The organism is Aureimonas sp. ME7 (assembly GCF_903970965.1).
GTDB lineage: Bacteria > Pseudomonadota > Alphaproteobacteria > Rhizobiales > Rhizobiaceae > Aureimonas.
Genome location: NZ_CAJCKW010000001.1, coordinates 487,380 through 504,031, shown reverse-complemented (window position 1 = coordinate 504,031; position 16,652 = coordinate 487,380). Strand labels below are relative to the sequence as shown.

General features: G+C 68.2%; 14 protein-coding genes and 1 pseudogene. 1 reads left to right on the top strand and 14 read right to left on the bottom strand.

From position 1 onward, the window contains the following. Window positions 1–39 precede the first annotated feature (39 nt). Both pnp and rpsO read right to left on the bottom strand, forming a co-directional pair. Complete coding sequence (gene pnp, locus H7A85_RS02300) at window positions 40–2,172, bottom strand: polyribonucleotide nucleotidyltransferase (RefSeq protein WP_182084257.1); 2,133 nt, start codon at window positions 2,170–2,172, stop codon at window positions 40–42. Between the two features lie 323 nt (window positions 2,173–2,495). After that, the gene (gene rpsO, locus H7A85_RS02295) at window positions 2,496–2,765 is read right to left on the bottom strand and encodes a 30S ribosomal protein S15 (protein ID WP_182084256.1); all 270 of its coding nucleotides are present in this window, start codon (window positions 2,763–2,765) and stop codon (window positions 2,496–2,498) included. 197 nt (window positions 2,766–2,962) lie between these two features. On the opposite strand from rpsO, the gene H7A85_RS02290 reads away from it, so the two are divergent. Beyond that, window positions 2,963–3,721 (top strand): ZIP family zinc transporter, encoded by a 759-nt coding sequence (locus H7A85_RS02290; RefSeq protein WP_182084255.1) that lies wholly within the window; start codon window positions 2,963–2,965, stop codon window positions 3,719–3,721. Window positions 3,722–3,727: 6 nt separating this feature from the next. Here H7A85_RS02290 and truB read toward each other — a convergent pair whose 3' ends face one another. The 12 genes and pseudogenes from truB to lnt form a co-directional block, all read right to left on the bottom strand. Further along, window positions 3,728–4,714 carry a tRNA pseudouridine(55) synthase TruB gene (gene truB, locus H7A85_RS02285; RefSeq protein ID WP_182084254.1) on the bottom strand — a complete coding sequence of 329 codons (987 nt, stop codon included), beginning with the start codon at window positions 4,712–4,714 and terminating at the stop codon, window positions 3,728–3,730. Then, window positions 4,714–5,133 (bottom strand): 30S ribosome-binding factor RbfA, encoded by a 420-nt coding sequence (gene rbfA, locus H7A85_RS02280; RefSeq protein ID WP_182084253.1) that lies wholly within the window; start codon window positions 5,131–5,133, stop codon window positions 4,714–4,716. The genes truB and rbfA overlap by 1 nt, the downstream gene beginning before the upstream one ends. A 196-nt stretch (window positions 5,134–5,329) precedes the next feature. After that, window positions 5,330–5,860 carry a YcxB family protein gene (locus H7A85_RS02275; protein ID WP_182084252.1) on the bottom strand — a complete coding sequence of 177 codons (531 nt, stop codon included), beginning with the start codon at window positions 5,858–5,860 and terminating at the stop codon, window positions 5,330–5,332. A 51-nt stretch (window positions 5,861–5,911) separates the two neighbouring features. Further along, window positions 5,912–8,635 carry a translation initiation factor IF-2 gene (infB, locus tag H7A85_RS02270; RefSeq protein WP_348519691.1) on the bottom strand — a complete coding sequence of 908 codons (2,724 nt, stop codon included), beginning with the start codon at window positions 8,633–8,635 and terminating at the stop codon, window positions 5,912–5,914. A gap of 375 nt (window positions 8,636–9,010) precedes the next feature. Next, window positions 9,011–9,166: pseudogene (locus H7A85_RS21050) on the bottom strand (translation initiation factor IF-2 associated domain-containing protein); the annotation flags it as partial. Between the two features lie 96 nt (window positions 9,167–9,262). After that, window positions 9,263–9,931 (bottom strand): RNA-binding protein, encoded by a 669-nt coding sequence (locus tag H7A85_RS02265; protein WP_182084251.1) that lies wholly within the window; start codon window positions 9,929–9,931, stop codon window positions 9,263–9,265. Between the two features lie 35 nt (window positions 9,932–9,966). Continuing rightward, window positions 9,967–11,562, bottom strand: a complete 1,596-nt coding sequence (nusA, locus tag H7A85_RS02260) for a transcription termination factor NusA (protein ID WP_182084250.1) — start codon at window positions 11,560–11,562, stop codon at window positions 9,967–9,969. A gap of 108 nt (window positions 11,563–11,670) precedes the next feature. After that, window positions 11,671–12,297 (bottom strand): ribosome maturation factor RimP, encoded by a 627-nt coding sequence (gene rimP, locus H7A85_RS02255; RefSeq protein ID WP_182084249.1) that lies wholly within the window; start codon window positions 12,295–12,297, stop codon window positions 11,671–11,673. 192 nt (window positions 12,298–12,489) lie between these two features. After that, window positions 12,490–13,203, bottom strand: coding sequence for a tRNA (guanosine(46)-N(7))-methyltransferase TrmB (locus H7A85_RS02250; protein WP_182084248.1), 714 nt, complete (start codon window positions 13,201–13,203; stop codon window positions 12,490–12,492). Continuing rightward, a complete protein-coding gene (gene metK / locus H7A85_RS02245) occupies window positions 13,193–14,401 on the bottom strand; it encodes a methionine adenosyltransferase (RefSeq protein ID WP_182084247.1) in 1,209 nt (402 codons plus the stop codon). Before metK ends, H7A85_RS02250 begins: the two co-directional genes overlap by 11 nt. 108 nt (window positions 14,402–14,509) lie before the next feature. Next, window positions 14,510–14,950: a helix-turn-helix transcriptional regulator gene (locus H7A85_RS02240; RefSeq protein ID WP_182084246.1), complete on the bottom strand. Its 441-nt coding sequence runs from the start codon at window positions 14,948–14,950 to the stop codon at window positions 14,510–14,512. 128 nt (window positions 14,951–15,078) lie between these two features. Beyond that, window positions 15,079–16,647, bottom strand: a complete 1,569-nt coding sequence (lnt, locus tag H7A85_RS02235) for an apolipoprotein N-acyltransferase (protein ID WP_182084245.1) — start codon at window positions 16,645–16,647, stop codon at window positions 15,079–15,081. Window positions 16,648–16,652 lie beyond the last annotated feature (5 nt).

Here is a 16,652-nt window from a genome sequence, read left to right as displayed (position 1 = left end):
TCCGGCCCGCCCCTTTCATGATTTGCGAAGCGTCGCCGCTTACTCGGCCGCGTCTTCCTTGGCCTTCTTGATCTCTTCGCCGGTCGCCTGATCGACGACCTTCATCGACAGGCGCACCTTGCCGCGCTCGTCGAAGCCCATCAGCTTGACCCAGACCTTCTGGCCTTCCTTGACCACGTCCTGCGTCTTGGCGACGCGCTCGCTGGTCAGCTGGCTGATGTGCACGAGGCCGTCGCGCGAGCCGAAGAAGTTCACGAAGGCGCCGAACTCGACGCACTTCACCACCGTGCCCTCGTAGATCTCGCCGACTTCCGGCTCGGCCACGATGGAGTGGATCCACTTCTTGGCCGCCTCGATCTCCTTGCCGGACGAAGAGGCGATCTTCACCGTGCCGTCGTCCTCGATGTTGATCTTGGCGCCGGTCTTCTCGACGATCTCGCGGATCACCTTGCCGCCCGAGCCGATCACGTCGCGGATCTTGTCGGTCGGGATCTGCATGACCTCGATGCGCGGCGCGAACTCGCCGAGTTCGGCGCGGGCCGAACCCAGCGCCTTGTTCATCTCGGTCAGGATGTGCTCGCGCCCGCCCTTGGCCTGCTCGAGGGCGATGCGCATGATCTCCTCGGTGATGCCCTGGATCTTGATGTCCATCTGAAGCGAGGTGATGCCCCGATCCGTGCCGGCCACCTTGAAGTCCATGTCGCCGAGGTGATCCTCGTCGCCGAGGATATCGGACAGAACCGCGAAGCGCTCGCCTTCCAGGATCAGGCCCATGGCGATGCCCGCCACCGGGCGCTGGAGCGGAACGCCGGCGTCCATGAGCGCCAGCGAGGTGCCGCAGACGGTCGCCATCGACGACGAGCCGTTCGATTCGGTGACTTCCGAGACCGCGCGGATCGTGTAGGGGAAGGCTTCCTTGGCGGGCAGCATCGGGCGGATGGCGCGCCATGCGAGCTTGCCATGGCCGATCTCGCGGCGGCCCGGCGAGCCCATGCGGCCCGTTTCACCGACCGAGTAGGGCGGGAAGTTGTAGTGAAGGAGGAAGGTCTCCTTGTAGGTGCCCGTCAAGCTATCGACATACTGCTCGTCCTCGCCGGTGCCGAGCGTGGCCACCACCAGCGCCTGCGTTTCGCCGCGCGTGAACAGCGCCGAGCCGTGCGTGCGCGGCAGGATGCCGGCTTCCGAGACGATCGGGCGAACGGTCGACAGGTCGCGGCCGTCGATGCGGCTCTTGGTGTCGAGGATGTTCCAGCGCACGATCTTGGCCTGGAGGTCCTTGAACACCGTGCCGACCTCCTCCTTGGAGAAGCGGGCTTCGCCCTCCGCCGGCAGGAAATGGGCGTTGACCTTGGCCTTCACCGCGTCGACGGCGGCGTAGCGCGCCTGCTTGTCGGTGTTCTTGTAGGCGTCGCGCAGCTCACCTTCCGCGATGCCCAGCATCTCGGTCTCGAGAGCGGAATGGTCGGGAACGGCGTGGTCGCGCGGCTCCTTGGCGGCGTGCTCGGCGAGCTTGACGATCGCCTCGATCACCGGCTGGAAGCCCTTGTGGCCGAACATCACGGCGCCCAGCATCGTGGCTTCGTCCAGCTCGTGCGCTTCCGATTCCACCATGAGGACGGCGTCCTCGGTGCCCGCGACCACGAGGTCGAGCTTCGACTCGGCGATCTCGTCGACATGCGGGTTGAGCTTGTATTCGCCGTTGATGTAGCCGACGCGCGCGCCGCCGATCGGACCCATGAAGGGCACGCCCGAAAGCGTCAGGGCGGCGGAAGCGGCGACCATGGCCAGAACGTCGGGATCGTTTTCCAGGTCATGCTGGAGAACGGTGACGACCACCTGCGTATCGTTCTTGTAGCCTTCCGCGAAGAGCGGACGGATCGGACGGTCGATCAGGCGGGAAACCAGGGTTTCCTTTTCGCTCGGGCGTCCTTCGCGCTTGAAGTAGCCGCCCGGGATCTTGCCGGCCGCGAACGCCTTTTCCTGATAGTTCACGGTGAGCGGGAAGAAGTCGAAGCCGGGCTTGGGCGCCTTGGCGGAGACGACGGTGGCGAGCACGGCGGTTTCGCCATAGGTCGCCAGCACCGCGCCGTCGGCCTGGCGCGCGATCTTGCCGGTTTCCAGGGTCAGCGTGCGGCCGGCCCATTCGATCTCGACCTTGTGGGTATTGAACATGCGGTTTGCCTCATGTCTTCGGGGCCGCGATCGATCGCGGCCGTTCCAATTCGAAACGCGCATGGGCAAGACGGCGGGAGGCTTCCGGCGAGACTTGGCGAGGCAGACCCTCGAAGTCTCGGGCACGATAGGGTCCGGGGGCCCGAGCCCTCGGATCATGCCGGGAAGCATCCGGCAATCCTGCCCCATGAGCGCTGGCGGCTCGTCGGACGCGGGCGCTCGCGAAAAGCGCACCGGTCAGGACAGGGGTCCGCTCTGGCGAGCGGACGGGAAGTCTGGCGCGGCGCTTGGGGAAACCCGAGCGCCGCGCCGAAATTCAGGTGTTAGCGGCGCAGGCCGAGACGGCCGATCAGAGCGGTGTAGCGGTCCTCTTCGCGGTCCTTCAGGTAGTCCAGAAGGCGGCGACGCTGCGAGACCATCTTCAGGAGACCACGACGGGAGTGGTTGTCCTTCTTGTGGCCCTTGAAGTGTTCGGTCAGGTTGGCGATGCGCTCCGACAGAAGGGCGACCTGCACTTCGGGCGAACCGGTGTCGCCTTCCTTGGTCGCGTATTCCTTCAGAAGCTCGGCCTTGCGCTCGGGCGTGATCGACATCGAAGATCCCTTTCTTGAGAAAATCTGGAGGGTTGGGCCGCCCGAGCCGGGATGTCGTCCAGCCAGGGCCATGAAACGGCGAGAAGCCCTGGAAAGGGCTCGCGCGGGCTCGATATAGGCCGGATCGCGGGAAAACACCAGCCTGCCTGCCGATCTCGCGCGCGCAGCGCGGATGCGGCCTTTCCGGGAGCCGATCGATGCCACTTTTCGTGCAGGCCGGCCTTTGGGGCCTTCTCGGCGGCTCGGCGCTGGTGCTGGGCGCGGCCGTCGGCTGGTTCGCGCCGCTCCCCCGTCGCATCGTCGCCGTGGTGATGGCGATCGGCGCCGGCGTCCTGATCTCGGCCGTCGCCTTCGAATTGATGGACGAGGCCTATCGCCAGGGCGGGTTCGATTCCACCGCCGCCGGTTTCCTCGGCGGCGCCGTCGTCTACACGCTCGCCAATGTCGCGATCTCGCGGCGGGGCGCGCGCCATCGCAAGCGCTCAGGGCACGAGGACGGTGAAAGCCAATCCGGCGAGGACGGCTCGGGGCTGGCGATCGCCGTCGGCGCGCTTCTCGACGGCATCCCGGAATCGATCGTGATCGGCGTCAGCCTCGTCGGCGGCGCGGGGGTCAGCGTGCCGACGGTCGCCGCCGTGTTCCTGTCCAACGTGCCCGAAGGCCTGTCGAGTTCGGCGGGAATGCGCCGCGCCGGGCGCTCGGGATCTTACGTCTTCGGCGTCTGGATCGGCATTGCGGCGCTGTCGGGCCTCGCCGCGCTTCTCGGCAACCTCGCGCTTAGCCAGGCCGCGCCGGACCTTCTGGCCGCCGTGAATGCCGTGGCGGCCGGCGCGATCCTCGCGATGATCGTCGATACGATGATCCCGGAAGCCTTCGCCGACACGCACGATTTTGCCGGCCTCGTCACCGTGGCCGGATTTCTCGCCGCCTTCGTTCTATCGAAGCTCGGCGGCTGATCGGCCTCAGCCCCTCCCGCCGAAGACGCGCTTGGGATGGAACGCGCCCTGGTCGATTGAGCCGATCGCCACCAATCGACCGTGACCGGTGGCATAGGCCTCGTCGCAGAAGGCCGGCGCGTCGCGCCCGCGCAGGAGCACCGGGTTGCCCGACAGGACGCGCCCCGCCTGGTCGTCGGTCAGCGTCACCTCGTAGAGGTCGCTGAGCGCGGTCGCAGCATCCAGCACCACCTCGTCGAGCGCGGTGAAGTCGGTGACGCGCGGGCGCGAGCCGGCTTCGATCGCCGCCTCGTCGAGCTCTTCCAGCCCTTCCTCGGCGGCGTCCATCAGATCGTCGAGGGTGACGAGATCGTCCTCGTCGAAGGCGCCGACGCGCACCCGGCGAAGCTCGGTGATGTGGCCGAAGCAGCCGAGGTCGCGCCCGAGATCGCGGGCGATGGCGCGCACATAGGTGCCTTTGCCGCATTCCGCCTCGAAGGTCGTGGTGGACGCGTCCGGCATGTCGACGATAACGAGCTTGTGGACCGTTACCGTGCGCGCGGCGATCTCCACCGTTTCGCCGGCGCGCGCCAGATCATAGGCGCGCTCGCCCTCGATCTTGATCGCCGAGAAGGCCGGCGGCACTTGGCTGATCTCACCGGTATAGTTCGGCAGAAGCGCCTCGATCTCGTCCCGCGCCGGGCGACGGTCGGAGGCGTTGACGACCGGCCCTTCCGTGTCGTCGGTCGTGGTTTCCGCGCCCCACGAGACGGTGAAGCGATAGGTCTTCTGCCCGTCCATCACGAAGGGAACGGTCTTGGTGGCATCGCCGAGCGCGATCGGCAGCATGCCGGATGCCAGTGGGTCCAAGGTCCCCGCGTGTCCCGCCTTCTGGGCGAAGAAGAGCCACTTGATCTTGGACACGGCGTCCGTCGATCCCATGCCCTTCGGCTTGTCGAAAATCACCCAGCCGGAAATCGGGCGTCCCTTCGGCTTCTTGCCGCGACGTGCCATTACCTGTCGTCCTCGTTCGTGTCCTCGGCGTCGAGATCGCGCTGCACCTCGGGCGAGCGCAGGAGCGCGTCGATCCGGGCGAAGTTCTCGAAGCTGTCGTCTTCCCGGAAGCGAACCTCCGGCATGTACTTCATCTGGCGCAGCGACGGCGTCAGCCGACCGCGCAGAAACTTGGTATGGGCGTTGAGAGCCTTCACGTAAGGGTCGAGCTCTTCCTGGCCCAAGACCGTCACATAGGCGGTGGCGAGCTTCAGGTCGGGGCTCATGCGCACTTCCGTGACGGTCACCACCGAGCGCTCCAGGAGCGGATCGGTGATCTCGCCGCGTTGCAGGATCTCGGTCAGCGCGTGGCGGACCTTCTCGCCGACGGAAAGCTGCCGCTGCGAAGGGCCGGCGGCGCGCCCGTGATTCTTCTTCATGTCTTGTTCCCGGCCGATAAGGCGCCCTGGAGCATGTTCGAACGAGAGCTGAAAGCCAGCCCCCGCGTGCGAACGATGCGCAAGGAAAAAGGCGAAAGACCCGTTCGGCGAACCCATGTTCGCCCGAGCGAGCCTGCCTCCCGCGCTCGGATTTGGAAGCCGAACGCAGGATCGATGATTGCGATCCCGCCGGCTCTCAGGAACCGCCAGGCCGCGTGCCGGACACCTCGTCCCGCAAGGCTTCCGCGAAACGGTCGGCATCGCGTCCGCTCGCAAAAGCGCGTTTGGGCACGATGACGGCGCGCCACGTGTCCAGCCAAAGCAGGATATGCTCCGGCCGCTCGTCGACGCGCACGATCTGTGCGTAGGGTAAGTCGTCCTCGACCCCGCCGTAGCGGAACTCGAGGGCCGCCTCGCCCCAGCCGATCCCGATATCGTGGCCCCGCCCAGGGTTGCGACGAAGAACCAACCAGCAATAGCCTTGGTTCATCGCCGGCGCCGCCATGGCGAACGCGCCGACCGCGAACGGCAACCAGCTCAGGACGCCCTGCCGAACCCCCAGCCCGAAACAGGCATAGGCGCCAAGCGCGAGGTTCGCCGCTCCCAGCCCGTACCACAGCCAATCGGGCGGTTGGCCGAAGCGCCGCCTGAGGCCCCGGGCGTTCACCCAGGCTGCGATGTCGTCGACACCGAGTCGGAAAGGATCGGGAAGCGGCGGCGCGGCCATGCACAGCCCGGCGACGGGAGCGCCCTTGTCGGACGCTCCCTGCCGTTGCCCTTACAGCGTGCGGGCGATGTGCTCCACGCGGAAGCACTCGATGACGTCGCCCTGACGGATGTCGTCGTAGTTCTGGAAGGCCATGCCGCATTCCTGGCCGCCCGGAACCTCGGCCACTTCGTCCTTGAAGCGCTTGAGGGTCTTGAGCGTGCCTTCGTGGATGACGACGCCCTCGCGGATGAGGCGCACGCCGGCCCCGCGTTCGACCTTGCCTTCCGTGACGCGGCAACCCGCGACCTTGCCGACCTTGGTGATGTGGAACACCTCCAGGATCTCGGCATTGCCGAGGAACGTCTCGCGGCGCTCCGGCGACAGGAGGCCCGACATCGCCTGCTTCACGTCATCCACGAGGTCGTAGATGATGTTGTAGTAGCGGATCTCGATCCCCTCGCGCTCGGCGAGCTGGCGGGCCTGCGCATTGGCACGCACGTTGAAGCCGATGATGGCGGCGTTCGAGGTGGCGGCCAGTTGGACGTCGGACTCGGTGATCGCGCCCGCGCCCGAATGGACGATCCGCGCCTGCACCTCGTCGGTGCCGAGCTTGTCCAGCGCCGTGCCGATCGCCTCGACCGAACCCTGCACGTCGCCCTTGATGAGCAGCGGGAAGGTCTTGAGGCCGCTCGACTGGAGCTGGCTCATCATCTGCTCGAGCGAGCCACGCTGGCCGGCGGACTTGGCCACCGCCTTCTCGCGGGTCAGGCGCTGGCGATACTCGGTGATCTCGCGTGCCTGCGCCTCGTCCTTGACCACGGCGAAGCGGTCGCCGGCGAGCGGCGTCCCCTGCATGCCGAGGATCTCGACCGGGGTCGAAGGACCGGCCTCCTTCAGCTGCTTGCCCTGGTCGTTGACGAGGGCGCGCACGCGGCCCCACTGGTCGCCGGCCACGACGATGTCGCCGACCTTCAGCGTCCCGGCCTGGACCAGCGCGGTCGCGACCGCGCCGCGGCCCCGGTCGAGCTGGGCCTCGATCACCACGCCCTCGGCGGTCCGCTCGGGATCCGCCTTGAGATCGAGGATCTCGGCCTGCAGCAGGACGGCTTCGAGCAGCTTGTCGAGATTGGTGCGGTTCTTGGCCGACACCTCGACGTCGAGCACCTCGCCGCCCATAGATTCCACGAACACCTCGTGCTGGAGGAGCCCCGTGCGGACCTTTTGCGCGTCGGCGCCCGGCTTGTCGATCTTGTTGATCGCCACGATGATCGGAACGCCCGCCGCCTTGGCATGGCTGATCGATTCGATCGTCTGCGGCATCACCGAATCGTCGGCCGCGACCACGAGGATCGCGATGTCGGTCGCCTGCGCGCCGCGGGCGCGCATGGCGGTGAAGGCGGCGTGGCCCGGCGTGTCGATGAACGAGATCTTGTGACCGTTCTGCTCGACCTGGTAGGCGCCGATATGCTGCGTAATGCCGCCGGCTTCCCCGGCCACGACGTTGGCCTTGCGGATGGCGTCGAGGAGCGAAGTCTTGCCGTGGTCGACATGGCCCATGATGGTGACGACCGGCGGGCGCGACACCAGCTTGTCGGGGTTGCTGGCGACGTCGAAGATGCCGGTTTCGACGTCCGACTCGGCGACGCGGCGAACCGTGTGGCCGAACTCGGAGGCGATGATCTCGGCGAGATCGGCGTCGATCACGTCGCCCGGCTTCATCATCTGACCTTGCGCCATCAGGAACTTGATGACGTCCACGGCCCGCTCCGACATGCGGTTGGCGAGTTCCTGGATCGTGATGGTTTCGGGAATAATCACTTCGCGGGCAATCTTTTCACGCTGCTGGTTCTGCTGGGAGCGCTTGAACTTCTCCTGGCGGCGACGCATCGACGACAGCGAACGGCCGCGTGCATCCTCGTCCGAAAGAGCGCGCCCGACGTCCACGCGTCCACCCGCGCCGCGGCGATCGTCGCCGGGGCGAGCGCGCGTCGGCTTGGCGGCATCGGCTGCCAGGCCACGGGCGGGCCCGCGGCCGGCGCCTGGACGACGACGATCGTCCTCGTCGTCGGCACGCGTCTTCTTGGTGAGGTCGGTGCGACCGGCCGGGCGTAGGCCGAGCCCATCGTCTACCGGCGGCGGGCCGGGAATGACGTTGGCCTTGGCACCGGCCGTGCCGGGACGCGCCACGGGCTTGTTGGCGGCGCGGCGGGCCGCATCCTCCTCGGCCTTGCGGCGAGCGGCGGCCTCGAGCTCGAGACGCGCGGCTTCCTCGGCCTGGCGGCGCTCGGATTCCTCGCGCTCGGCACGGCGGCGCTCATCCTCGGCGACGCGGCGCGCCTCCTCAATCTGGAACAGGCGGCGGTCCTCGACCTCACGCTGCTTGGCGAGCTCAAGGGCGCGGCGGCGCGCGTCCATTTCCTTGGACGACAGGTCCGAGAGAACGGCGCCGCGCGGCTGGCGCGCGCCGGGAGCGGCGGCTTGCGCGGGTCCGCGACGGTCGTCACGACCGCCCGGCTGACCTGGACGGCCCGGCTGGCCCGGACGACCGGCCTGGGCCGGCCCACCCGGACGCCCGCTCTGGGCGCCGGCGTAGCCGGGACGGTTCGACGGCTGGCCGGGACGCGGAGCCCCGGCGCCGGGCGAGCCGGCGGGACGAGCGGTCGCGGCGGGAGCCGCCGGACGCGGTGCGCCGGCTGGCTGCGACGCGCGGGCGGCCGGCGCCGCAGCAGGGGCGGCAGGCGTGGAAGCGGCCGGCGCTGCGGCTGCGGGTTGGGCTGTGGCGGTTTCGCTCACGGAAGGCTGCGGTGCCTCGGCTTTGGGAGGGGTCGGATCGGATACGGGCGCAGGTTCCGCCGCCGCGACCGGCGCGGGAGCGGCGACAACCTCTGGCTCGGCACGCGTCTCGGCGGCCGGGACGGCCGGTGCCGCCTCGGCGACGGGCGGAGCCTCCGCCACCGGCTCGGCCGGAACCGGGGCCGGCGTGGGCACGCGATCGGGCACCACGGGCGCCTGCGGGTTGCGGGCTGCGTGCTGAAGCGCCGCTTGCTGGGCGGGCGTCAGGGTCGGGCGCGGTGCGGCGGCCGGCGCCGGGGCGGGCGCCGCCGGCTCGGCGGGGGCCGCAGCCGCTGCCGGCGCGTCCTTCGCCGTTTCACCGGGCACGGTGAACTTGCGCTTCTTGGTCTCCACGACGACGTTCTTGGTGCGCCCGTGCGAGAAGTTCTGCCGAACCGTCGACTGAGCGACGGTGCCGCTCGGCTTCAGGCTCAGGGTCTTCTTCGGGGTGACACTCAGCGTCTTGTCGTCGCCGGATTTCGTATCGCTCATTTACGCTTCCGCTTCCTGCGCGGGAAATTCCTCGCGCCCTTATCTGTGCCTAGAGCATTGTGCAACCGTGCTCTGTGGTTGATCTTAATGGTCGGGTCACGGGACCGGCTCGCCGGATTCCGTCTCCATGAAGTCGGGGGTCGAACCCCGATATCGCTCGAGCGCCTCCAAGCGCTCGATCAGGGCCGATCCGGCGCCGCCGGACAAGATGGCCGCATGTATCACATTCTGGTCGCCCATGGCCAAACCGATTTCGTCGGCGCTCAAGGCCCGGCAGGTGGAAACGGGTTTTCCACCGGTCTCGGCCGCAAAGGCGAGCCGGGCGCCGTCGAGCTTTCGCACGCCATCCGGGGCCGCATCGGAGGCGTGCAGGACGCCAAGCGCCTTGCCCGAGCGGATCGCCGCCTCGACCTTGGTGGCGCCCGTGACGATCTGCCCCGCCTTGCGGGCGATCCCGATCGCCCCGCCGGCGGCGCGAACGAGAAGCGCCTCGACCTCGTCGGCCAAGGACTCGGTCCCGGCGATGTCGCGCTTCAAGGCGCGGGCGAAGAGCCGGCGCTTGACCGCGAGTTCCACCGCCGAGCGACGCGCTTCCACATGGGCGCCGCGCCCGGGGAGCCGGCGCCGGAGATCGGGCACCGCCCGGCCGTCCGGCCCCGCTACGAAACGGATCAGCGCGTCCGGGGTCATGGAACGGCGCGAGACGATGCACATGCGTCCGTTCATCACTGCCTCCTCCAATTCCTGATCCTCGTCGATCGCCATCTCGTTCCGTCGCCGTCCTTCTCCAGAGCCTTCGATCAGGCCTCTTCCGCCTCGCCCTCGATCTCCTCGTCGGCTGCCAGATCGCTTTCCTCGACCCAACCGGCCTTGACGCGGGCCTGCATGATCATCGCCTCGGCATCCTGGCGGCTGACCTCGAAGCTCGACAGGGCGCCGGTGAAGCGCTTGGTCTCGCCGTCCTTGCGCTCGGTCCAGCCGACGAGGTCGTCGGCCGCGCAACCCGCGAAGTCCTCGATCGTCTTCACGCCGTCTTCGCCGAGCGCCACCAGCATCGGCGTCGTCAGGCCGTCGATCTCGCGCAGCTCGTCGGCGACGCCGAGCGCCACCCGCTTGTCGTCGAGCTCCTGCTCGCGCCGGTCGATGAACTCCTTGGCGCGGTTCTGGATCTCGCCTGCCGTGTCCTCGTCGAAGCCCTCGATGGCCGCGACTTCGGAGGAATCGACATAGGCGACCTCCTCGACGCTCGCGAAGCCTTCGGAGGCGAGAAGCTGGCCCACCATCTCGTCGACGTTGAGTGCTTCCATGAACAGGGCGGAGCGTTCCGTGAACTCCTTCTGGCGGCGCTCGGATTCCTCCTGCTCCGTCAGAATGTCGATGTCCCAACCGGTGAGCTGCGAGGCGAGGCGCACGTTCTGTCCGCGACGCCCGATCGCAAGAGACAGTTGGTCATCGGGCACCACGACTTCAATGCGCTCGGCGTCCTCGTCGAGCACGACCTTGGCGACTTCCGCCGGCTGCAGGGCGTTGACGAGGAAGGAAGCGGCGTCCGGCGACCAGGGAATGATGTCGATCTTCTCGCCCTGCAACTCGCCGACGACGGCCTGGACGCGGCTGCCGCGCATGCCGACGCAGGCGCCGACCGGGTCGACGGACGAATCGCGCGAGATCACGGCGATCTTGGCGCGCGAGCCCGGATCGCGGGCCACCGCCTTGATCTCGATGATGCCGTCGTAGATTTCCGGCACTTCCATGGTGAAGAGCTTCGCCATGAACTGCGGATGGGTGCGGGACAGGAATATCTGCGGGCCCCGCTGCTCTCGGCGCACGTCGTAGACGAAGGCGCGCACGCGGTCGCCGTAGCGGAAGAGCTCGCGCGGGATCTGCTCGTCGCGGCGGATGATGCCCTCGCCCTTGCCCAGATCCACGATGACGTTGCCGTATTCGACGCGCTTCACCGTGCCGTTGACGATCTCGCCGACGCGGCCGATGAACTCGTCGTACTGCTTGTCGCGCTCGGCCTCACGCACCTTCTGGACGATGACCTGCTTGGCCGACTGGGCGGCGATGCGGCCGAACTCCATCGGCGGCAGTTGCTCGGCGATGAAGTCGCCGGGCTCGGCATCGGGGTTCTTATCACGCGCGAGATCGAGATAGATCTGCGTCGCGGGATCCTCGACCTCCTCGACCACTTCCAGAAGCCGCTGGAGCTTCATCTCGCCGGTCTTGGTGTTGATGTCGACGCGGATGTTGGTTTCCTGGCCGTAGCGCGAGCGGGCGGCCTTCTGGATGGCGTCGGCCATCGCGGCGATCACGATCTCGCGGTCGATCGACTTTTCGCGCGCCACGGCATCCGCGATCTGCAGAAGCTCGAGCCTGTTCGCACTGACTGCCATGTTTCGGTCTCCTGGTCGAAAGCTGCCGGGCGATCCATGCGCTCCGGCCCTCCGGGAAAGGATGCTCGAACGCTCGAAATCGGAGCACTCGAACCTCCGGTCACTCGTTCAATGGGCGGTTGGCTCGCCCGTTCCATCGGCGTCGTCCGCCTCGTCGTCCAGCGGGGGCAGGCCCTTGGCCTTGCGTGCCGCCTTATCCGCCTTCAGCGAGGCGGCGATCAGGTCGTCGGTCAGGATCAGCCGCGCTTCGGCGATCGCGTCGAAGGGGATCTCGACGACCTTTTCCTCCTCGCCGGACACCGCGTCGCGCTCGAGGCGAAGCCCGGCATCGTCCACCGACACCACCCGGCCACGAAAGCGCTTGCGCCCGGACACGAGGCGGCCGGCCTCGAGCTTCATCAGGTGGCCGGCCCAGGCCTGGAAGTCGCCGACGCGCACCAGCGGGCGATCGATACCGGGCGAGGACACTTCGAGATGATAGGCGCGGTCCATCGGATCCTCGACGTCCAACACCGGCGAGATCCCGCGCGACACCGCCTCGCAGTCCTCGACGCTCATCGATCCGTCCGGCCGCTCGGCCATGATCTGCAGCGTGGTGCCGTTCATCGCCGACACCTTGACCCGCACCAGGCGGTAGCCGAGCTGCTCGATCACCGGCTCCAAAAGAGCGGCGACGCGGGCTTCCAGCCCTCCCTCGATGATAATGCGCTTGTCCGTCACGAAATCTCCGGTCATGGCCTGAAGGCGGCTCGCAAGAACCGCCGCCTCCGCGTCGACCGCTCCGGCACCTTCCGAAAAAAGGAAGGCCCCTTAACAAAAAAGAGCGGGACCGGGAGGACCCACTCTCACGATCGCATCGCCGAGAATTTGATGCCGATATACAGCGCGCCGCGGCGCTTGGCAACCGCCCGACGCCCGAACGCGCCCTCAGACCCGCTCGAAGGTGAGATAGGCGCCCTTGCGCCCTTCGCGGTGCGCCTTCGCCTCGTAGCGCGTTCCCGGCCAGCCATCGTAGGGCGTGTGCCAGTCTGCGGGCCCTTCGGCCAGCCACCGGAACGCCTCGTGGTCGCGCAGGTGGCCAAGCGTCCAGTCGACATAGGTTTCGATGTCGGAGGCGAAGCGGAAGCGCCCGCCGGGCCGCAGCACACGCGCGAAGCGAGCGAGCGTGCGCGTGTTGACGAAGCGACGCTTCCAGTGTTTCCGCTTCGTCCAGGGGTCGGGGTAGAACAGGTCGATCCCGGCGAGCGATGCATCCGGCAGCCAATCGAGGAGCAGCGTCGCGTCGTCGCCGAAGAGGCGCAGGTTGGGGCGCGGATCCTCGCCGAGAAGCACCATCATCTTGGCCATCGAGTTCACGAAGGGCTCGACGCCGATGAAGCCTTGGGCCGGGTTGCGCCCCGATTCGATATGAAGGTGCTCACCGCCTCCGAAGCCGATCTCCAGCCGAACCTCTTCGACGTCTGCCGCGAACAGGTCACATAGGTCAGCGGGCGCCGGTGCGCCGAGATCCAGTGCGAAGGCCGGCAGGCTGTCGTGCAGGAGGCCGACCTGAAGCGGGCGCAGGGTCTTGCCGCGCGAGCGGCCGAAGAAGTTTTCGCGCGCGCGCGTGCGCGTCGCGTTGGAGCGGCGTTCAGCGACCAAGCCGGGCCTTCAGCTTCTGCGTGAGGTCGGTCTTTTCCCAGGAGAACGAGCCGTCGCGGCCGGGCTTGCGGCCGAAATGGCCGTAGGCCGAGGTCTTGGCGTAGATCGGCTTGGCGAGATCCAGATGCTCGCGGATGCCGCGCGGCGTCAGGTTCATGAGCTCGCGCAGCGCCGTTTCCAGCTCCGCCTCGTTCACCCTCCCGGTTTCGTGCAGGTCGACATAGACCGACACGGGCTCGGCGACGCCGATCGCGTAGGACAGCTGGATGGTGCAGCGCTCGGCCAGCCCCGCCGCCACGACGTTCTTGGCGAGATAGCGCGCGGCATAGGCGGCCGAGCGGTCGACCTTGGTCGGGTCCTTGCCGGAGAACGCGCCGCCTCCGTGCGGCGCCGCGCCGCCATAGGTGTCGACGATGATCTTGCGGCCCGTGAGCCCGGCATCGCCGTCAGGCCCGCCGATCACGAACTTGCCCGTCGGGTTGACGTGCCAGACGCAATCGTCCTCGATCGGCAGCCCGTTCGTCGCCTCACGCACGAAGGGCTCGACGACCTTGCGCACGTCGTCCGAGGTGAGGCTCTCGTCGACATGCTGCGTCGACAGGACGATGGACGAGATCGAGATCGGCTTGCCGTCGCGGTAGCGCACCGTCACCTGGCTCTTGGCGTCGGGGCCGAGCACACCCGCCCCACCCTCGCCGGCACGCCGCGCCTGAGACAGGCGCTCCAGGATCTTGTGGGCGTAGAAGATCGGCGCGGGCATCAGCTCGGGCGTTTCGCGGCAGGCGTAGCCGAACATGATGCCCTGGTCGCCCGCGCCCTCGCTGGCGTTGCCGCCGGCATCCACGCCTTGCGCGATGTCGGCGGACTGCTCGTGCAGGAGAACGTCGATCTTGGCGGTCTTCCAGTGGAAGCCGGCCTGCTCGTAGCCGATCGCCTTGACGGCGCGGCGCGCGGCCGAGCGGACCTTGGAGCGCAGCTTGGACGATTCCAGCGAGCAGCGAACCTCGCCGGCGATCACGATCCGATTCGTCGTGGCCAGGGTTTCGCAGGCGACGCGCATGTTCCAGCCGTCGAGCCCGGCCTTCTTCGCCTCGCGGTAGAGAAGATCCAGCACCTCGTCCGAGATCCGATCGCAGACCTTGTCGGGATGACCTTCCGAAACGCTTTCGGAGGTGAAGAAATATTCGCCCTGGCGCATCCGCGTACGATCTTTCGCTCGTCGGTGATCTTCGATCGGCTTCGAATGGGGGTTAAGGCAAGCGTGCTGCGACGCGCAAGGTTTTTCTGGCGATCGCGAAGGGACGGGTCAGCGCGTCTTGGACGACGCCTCGCCTGCTTCCGCATCGGCCAGCGAGCGCACGAGATCGAGGATGCGCCGCCGGACGGTCGGATCCTGGACGCGCGCGAAGGCGCGGTTGAGCTGCAGGGTTTCTGGCGAAACGGAGAAGTCCTCGACGAACTCGGCGTCCGCCTCGCGCATCCCGGGGCCGTGGCCATGGGCGGGCGCGTCGCCCTTGTAGCCTTCGAAGAAGAAGGCGACCGGCACGTCCAGCACCTCGGCGATCTTCTGGAGGCGGCTGGCGCCGACGCGATTCGTGCCCTTTTCGTATTTCTGGACCTGCTGGAAGGTGACGCCGAGCGCCTCGCCGAGCTTTTCCTGGCTGGTTCCCAGCATCGTGCGGCGCAACCGGACCCTGGCCCCGACATGGATGTCGACGGGGTTCGGCTTCTTGGTGTCGTCCGCCATTCTTCGCCCCTCGCAGGCCCCGCACACGCCCGGTCGGCGTCCCCCGCAGGCACGCCCCCGCCCGGCTGGAGATGATAGAATTATAGGCCGTTGTTTAGAGGATAAGAAAGCAAGGAGCAACGGAGCGTTCAGCGGCTTCGTCGGGAGCGGAACGCGCAGACGAGCGCGACCAGAGCCGTCGCCACCAAGAGAACGGCGAAGGGCGCGTTGCCGAGCCGGGCGAAGACGGTTGTCGCTCCGGCAAGCGGCAGCCGCGCCTCGAGCGTACCCCCTTCGCCGAGGCCGAGCCCCGCCACGGGGCGGCCGGCGCTGTCGGTCACGACCGAGATGCCGGTGTTGGCGGCCCGCACCAGGGGCAGGCCGAAGCTCGCCGCCGTCAGTTGGGCGTGGCGCAGGTGCTGGTAGGGTCCGGGCGTCAGCCCGTACCAGGCGTCGTTGGTGACGTTGAGGAGAAAGTCCGGGCGCGTCTGGAGATCGCCGGCGATTTCGTCGGCGAAGATCGCCTCGTAGCAGATCAGCGGCAGGAAGCTCGGGCCGGCATCGCCCGATGCCATGATCTGGCGCTTCGTGCCCGGCGAGAAGCCGCCGGGCAGCTGCGTCAGTTGGCTGACGCCCCAGCTTTCCAGAAGCGCCTGGAAGGGGAGGTACTCGCCGAAGGGCACGAGATGCAGCTTGTCGGCGGCCCCACGGATCGCCCCCTCGCCGTCGATCTCATAGAGCGAGTTGTAGAACCGCGCCGCCGGGCTGGTCGTCGGCCCTTCGACGCGCGTCGCGCCGGCCAGAAGCGTGTCGGCTTCGCCCAGCGTGTCGGCCAACCGGCCGACGGCATCGGGCCGGTCCGTGAGAATGAAGGGAAAGGCGGATTCCGGCCAGACGACGAGGCGCCGGTCGCCCGCTTCCAGCGCGGTGCGGGGCGCGGACAGATCGAGAAGGCGCGCGAAATTGCGCTCCGCCTCCTCCGGGTCCCATTTCTGCGACTGGAGAATGTTGGGCTGGACGATGTCGAGACGCACGTTGGGCGCCGTGCCGTCCGGCACCTCGGCGAGGCGCCATGCGCCGAACCCCGCATGCCCGGCGACGAGGACCAGCCCCAGCGCCCAGACCGCCGAGCGCCCCCGGCGCGTGCCCACGACCAGCGCCGGCAGGGAGAAGATGAGAACCGCCAGCAGCGTCAGCCCGTGCAACCCGACGAGCGACGCGCTGCCCATCAGAAGCGGCACGGGGGCGGCGAGAACGCCGATCTCGTTCCACGGGAAGCCGGTGAAGAGAACACCGCGCAGATACTCGAACCCGGCGAAGCTCGCGGCGAGCGCGAAGACGCGCCCCGGCCCGTCGCTCCAGACCATGCGGGCGACGGCGGAGGCCAGCCCGTGGTAGACCGCCAGAACGAGCGGCAGGCCGAGAACCGCCAGGGGCAGCGCCCAGAGAAAGGCTGGGTCGGTCAGGATCGCGGCGCCGAGCCACCAGAGGCCGGCGAGGAAATAACCGAAGCCGAAGCACCAGCCGATGCGAAACGCGGGCAGCGCGCGCCGGATGCGCCCCCGGCCGGGCTCGCCGCTCGCCCCGTCCAATAGCCAGACGAGAAGGGGAAACGCCACGAAGCCGACGGCGGGAACGTTGACCGGCGCGAGGCCGAGGGTCGCCAGCGCCCCGGCCAAAAGCGCGACGAGCCCCCGGCGCCAGCCGTGCAAGAGCATGATAC

Excerpts from the sequence above, each read along its gene's own strand:
- lnt (WP_182084245.1), bottom strand. The coding sequence starts at position 16,647 with ATGCTCTTGCACGGCTGGCGCCGGGGGCTCGTCGCGCTTTTGGCCGGG.
- H7A85_RS02240 (WP_182084246.1), bottom strand. The coding sequence starts at position 14,950 with ATGGCGGACGACACCAAGAAGCCGAACCCCGTCGACATCCATGTCGGG.
- truB (WP_182084254.1), bottom strand. The coding sequence starts at position 4,714 with ATGGCACGTCGCGGCAAGAAGCCGAAGGGACGCCCGATTTCCGGCTGG.
- rbfA (WP_182084253.1), bottom strand. The coding sequence starts at position 5,133 with ATGAAGAAGAATCACGGGCGCGCCGCCGGCCCTTCGCAGCGGCAGCTT.
- nusA (WP_182084250.1), bottom strand. The coding sequence starts at position 11,562 with ATGGCAGTCAGTGCGAACAGGCTCGAGCTTCTGCAGATCGCGGATGCC.
- H7A85_RS02265 (WP_182084251.1), bottom strand. The coding sequence starts at position 9,931 with ATGGCGATCGACGAGGATCAGGAATTGGAGGAGGCAGTGATGAACGGA.
- metK (WP_182084247.1), bottom strand. The coding sequence starts at position 14,401 with ATGCGCCAGGGCGAATATTTCTTCACCTCCGAAAGCGTTTCGGAAGGT.
- H7A85_RS02290 (WP_182084255.1), top strand. The coding sequence starts at position 2,963 with ATGCCACTTTTCGTGCAGGCCGGCCTTTGGGGCCTTCTCGGCGGCTCG.
- pnp (WP_182084257.1), bottom strand. The coding sequence starts at position 2,172 with ATGTTCAATACCCACAAGGTCGAGATCGAATGGGCCGGCCGCACGCTG.
- H7A85_RS02275 (WP_182084252.1), bottom strand. The coding sequence starts at position 5,860 with ATGGCCGCGCCGCCGCTTCCCGATCCTTTCCGACTCGGTGTCGACGAC.
- rpsO (WP_182084256.1), bottom strand. The coding sequence starts at position 2,765 with ATGTCGATCACGCCCGAGCGCAAGGCCGAGCTTCTGAAGGAATACGCG.
- rimP (WP_182084249.1), bottom strand. The coding sequence starts at position 12,297 with ATGACCGGAGATTTCGTGACGGACAAGCGCATTATCATCGAGGGAGGG.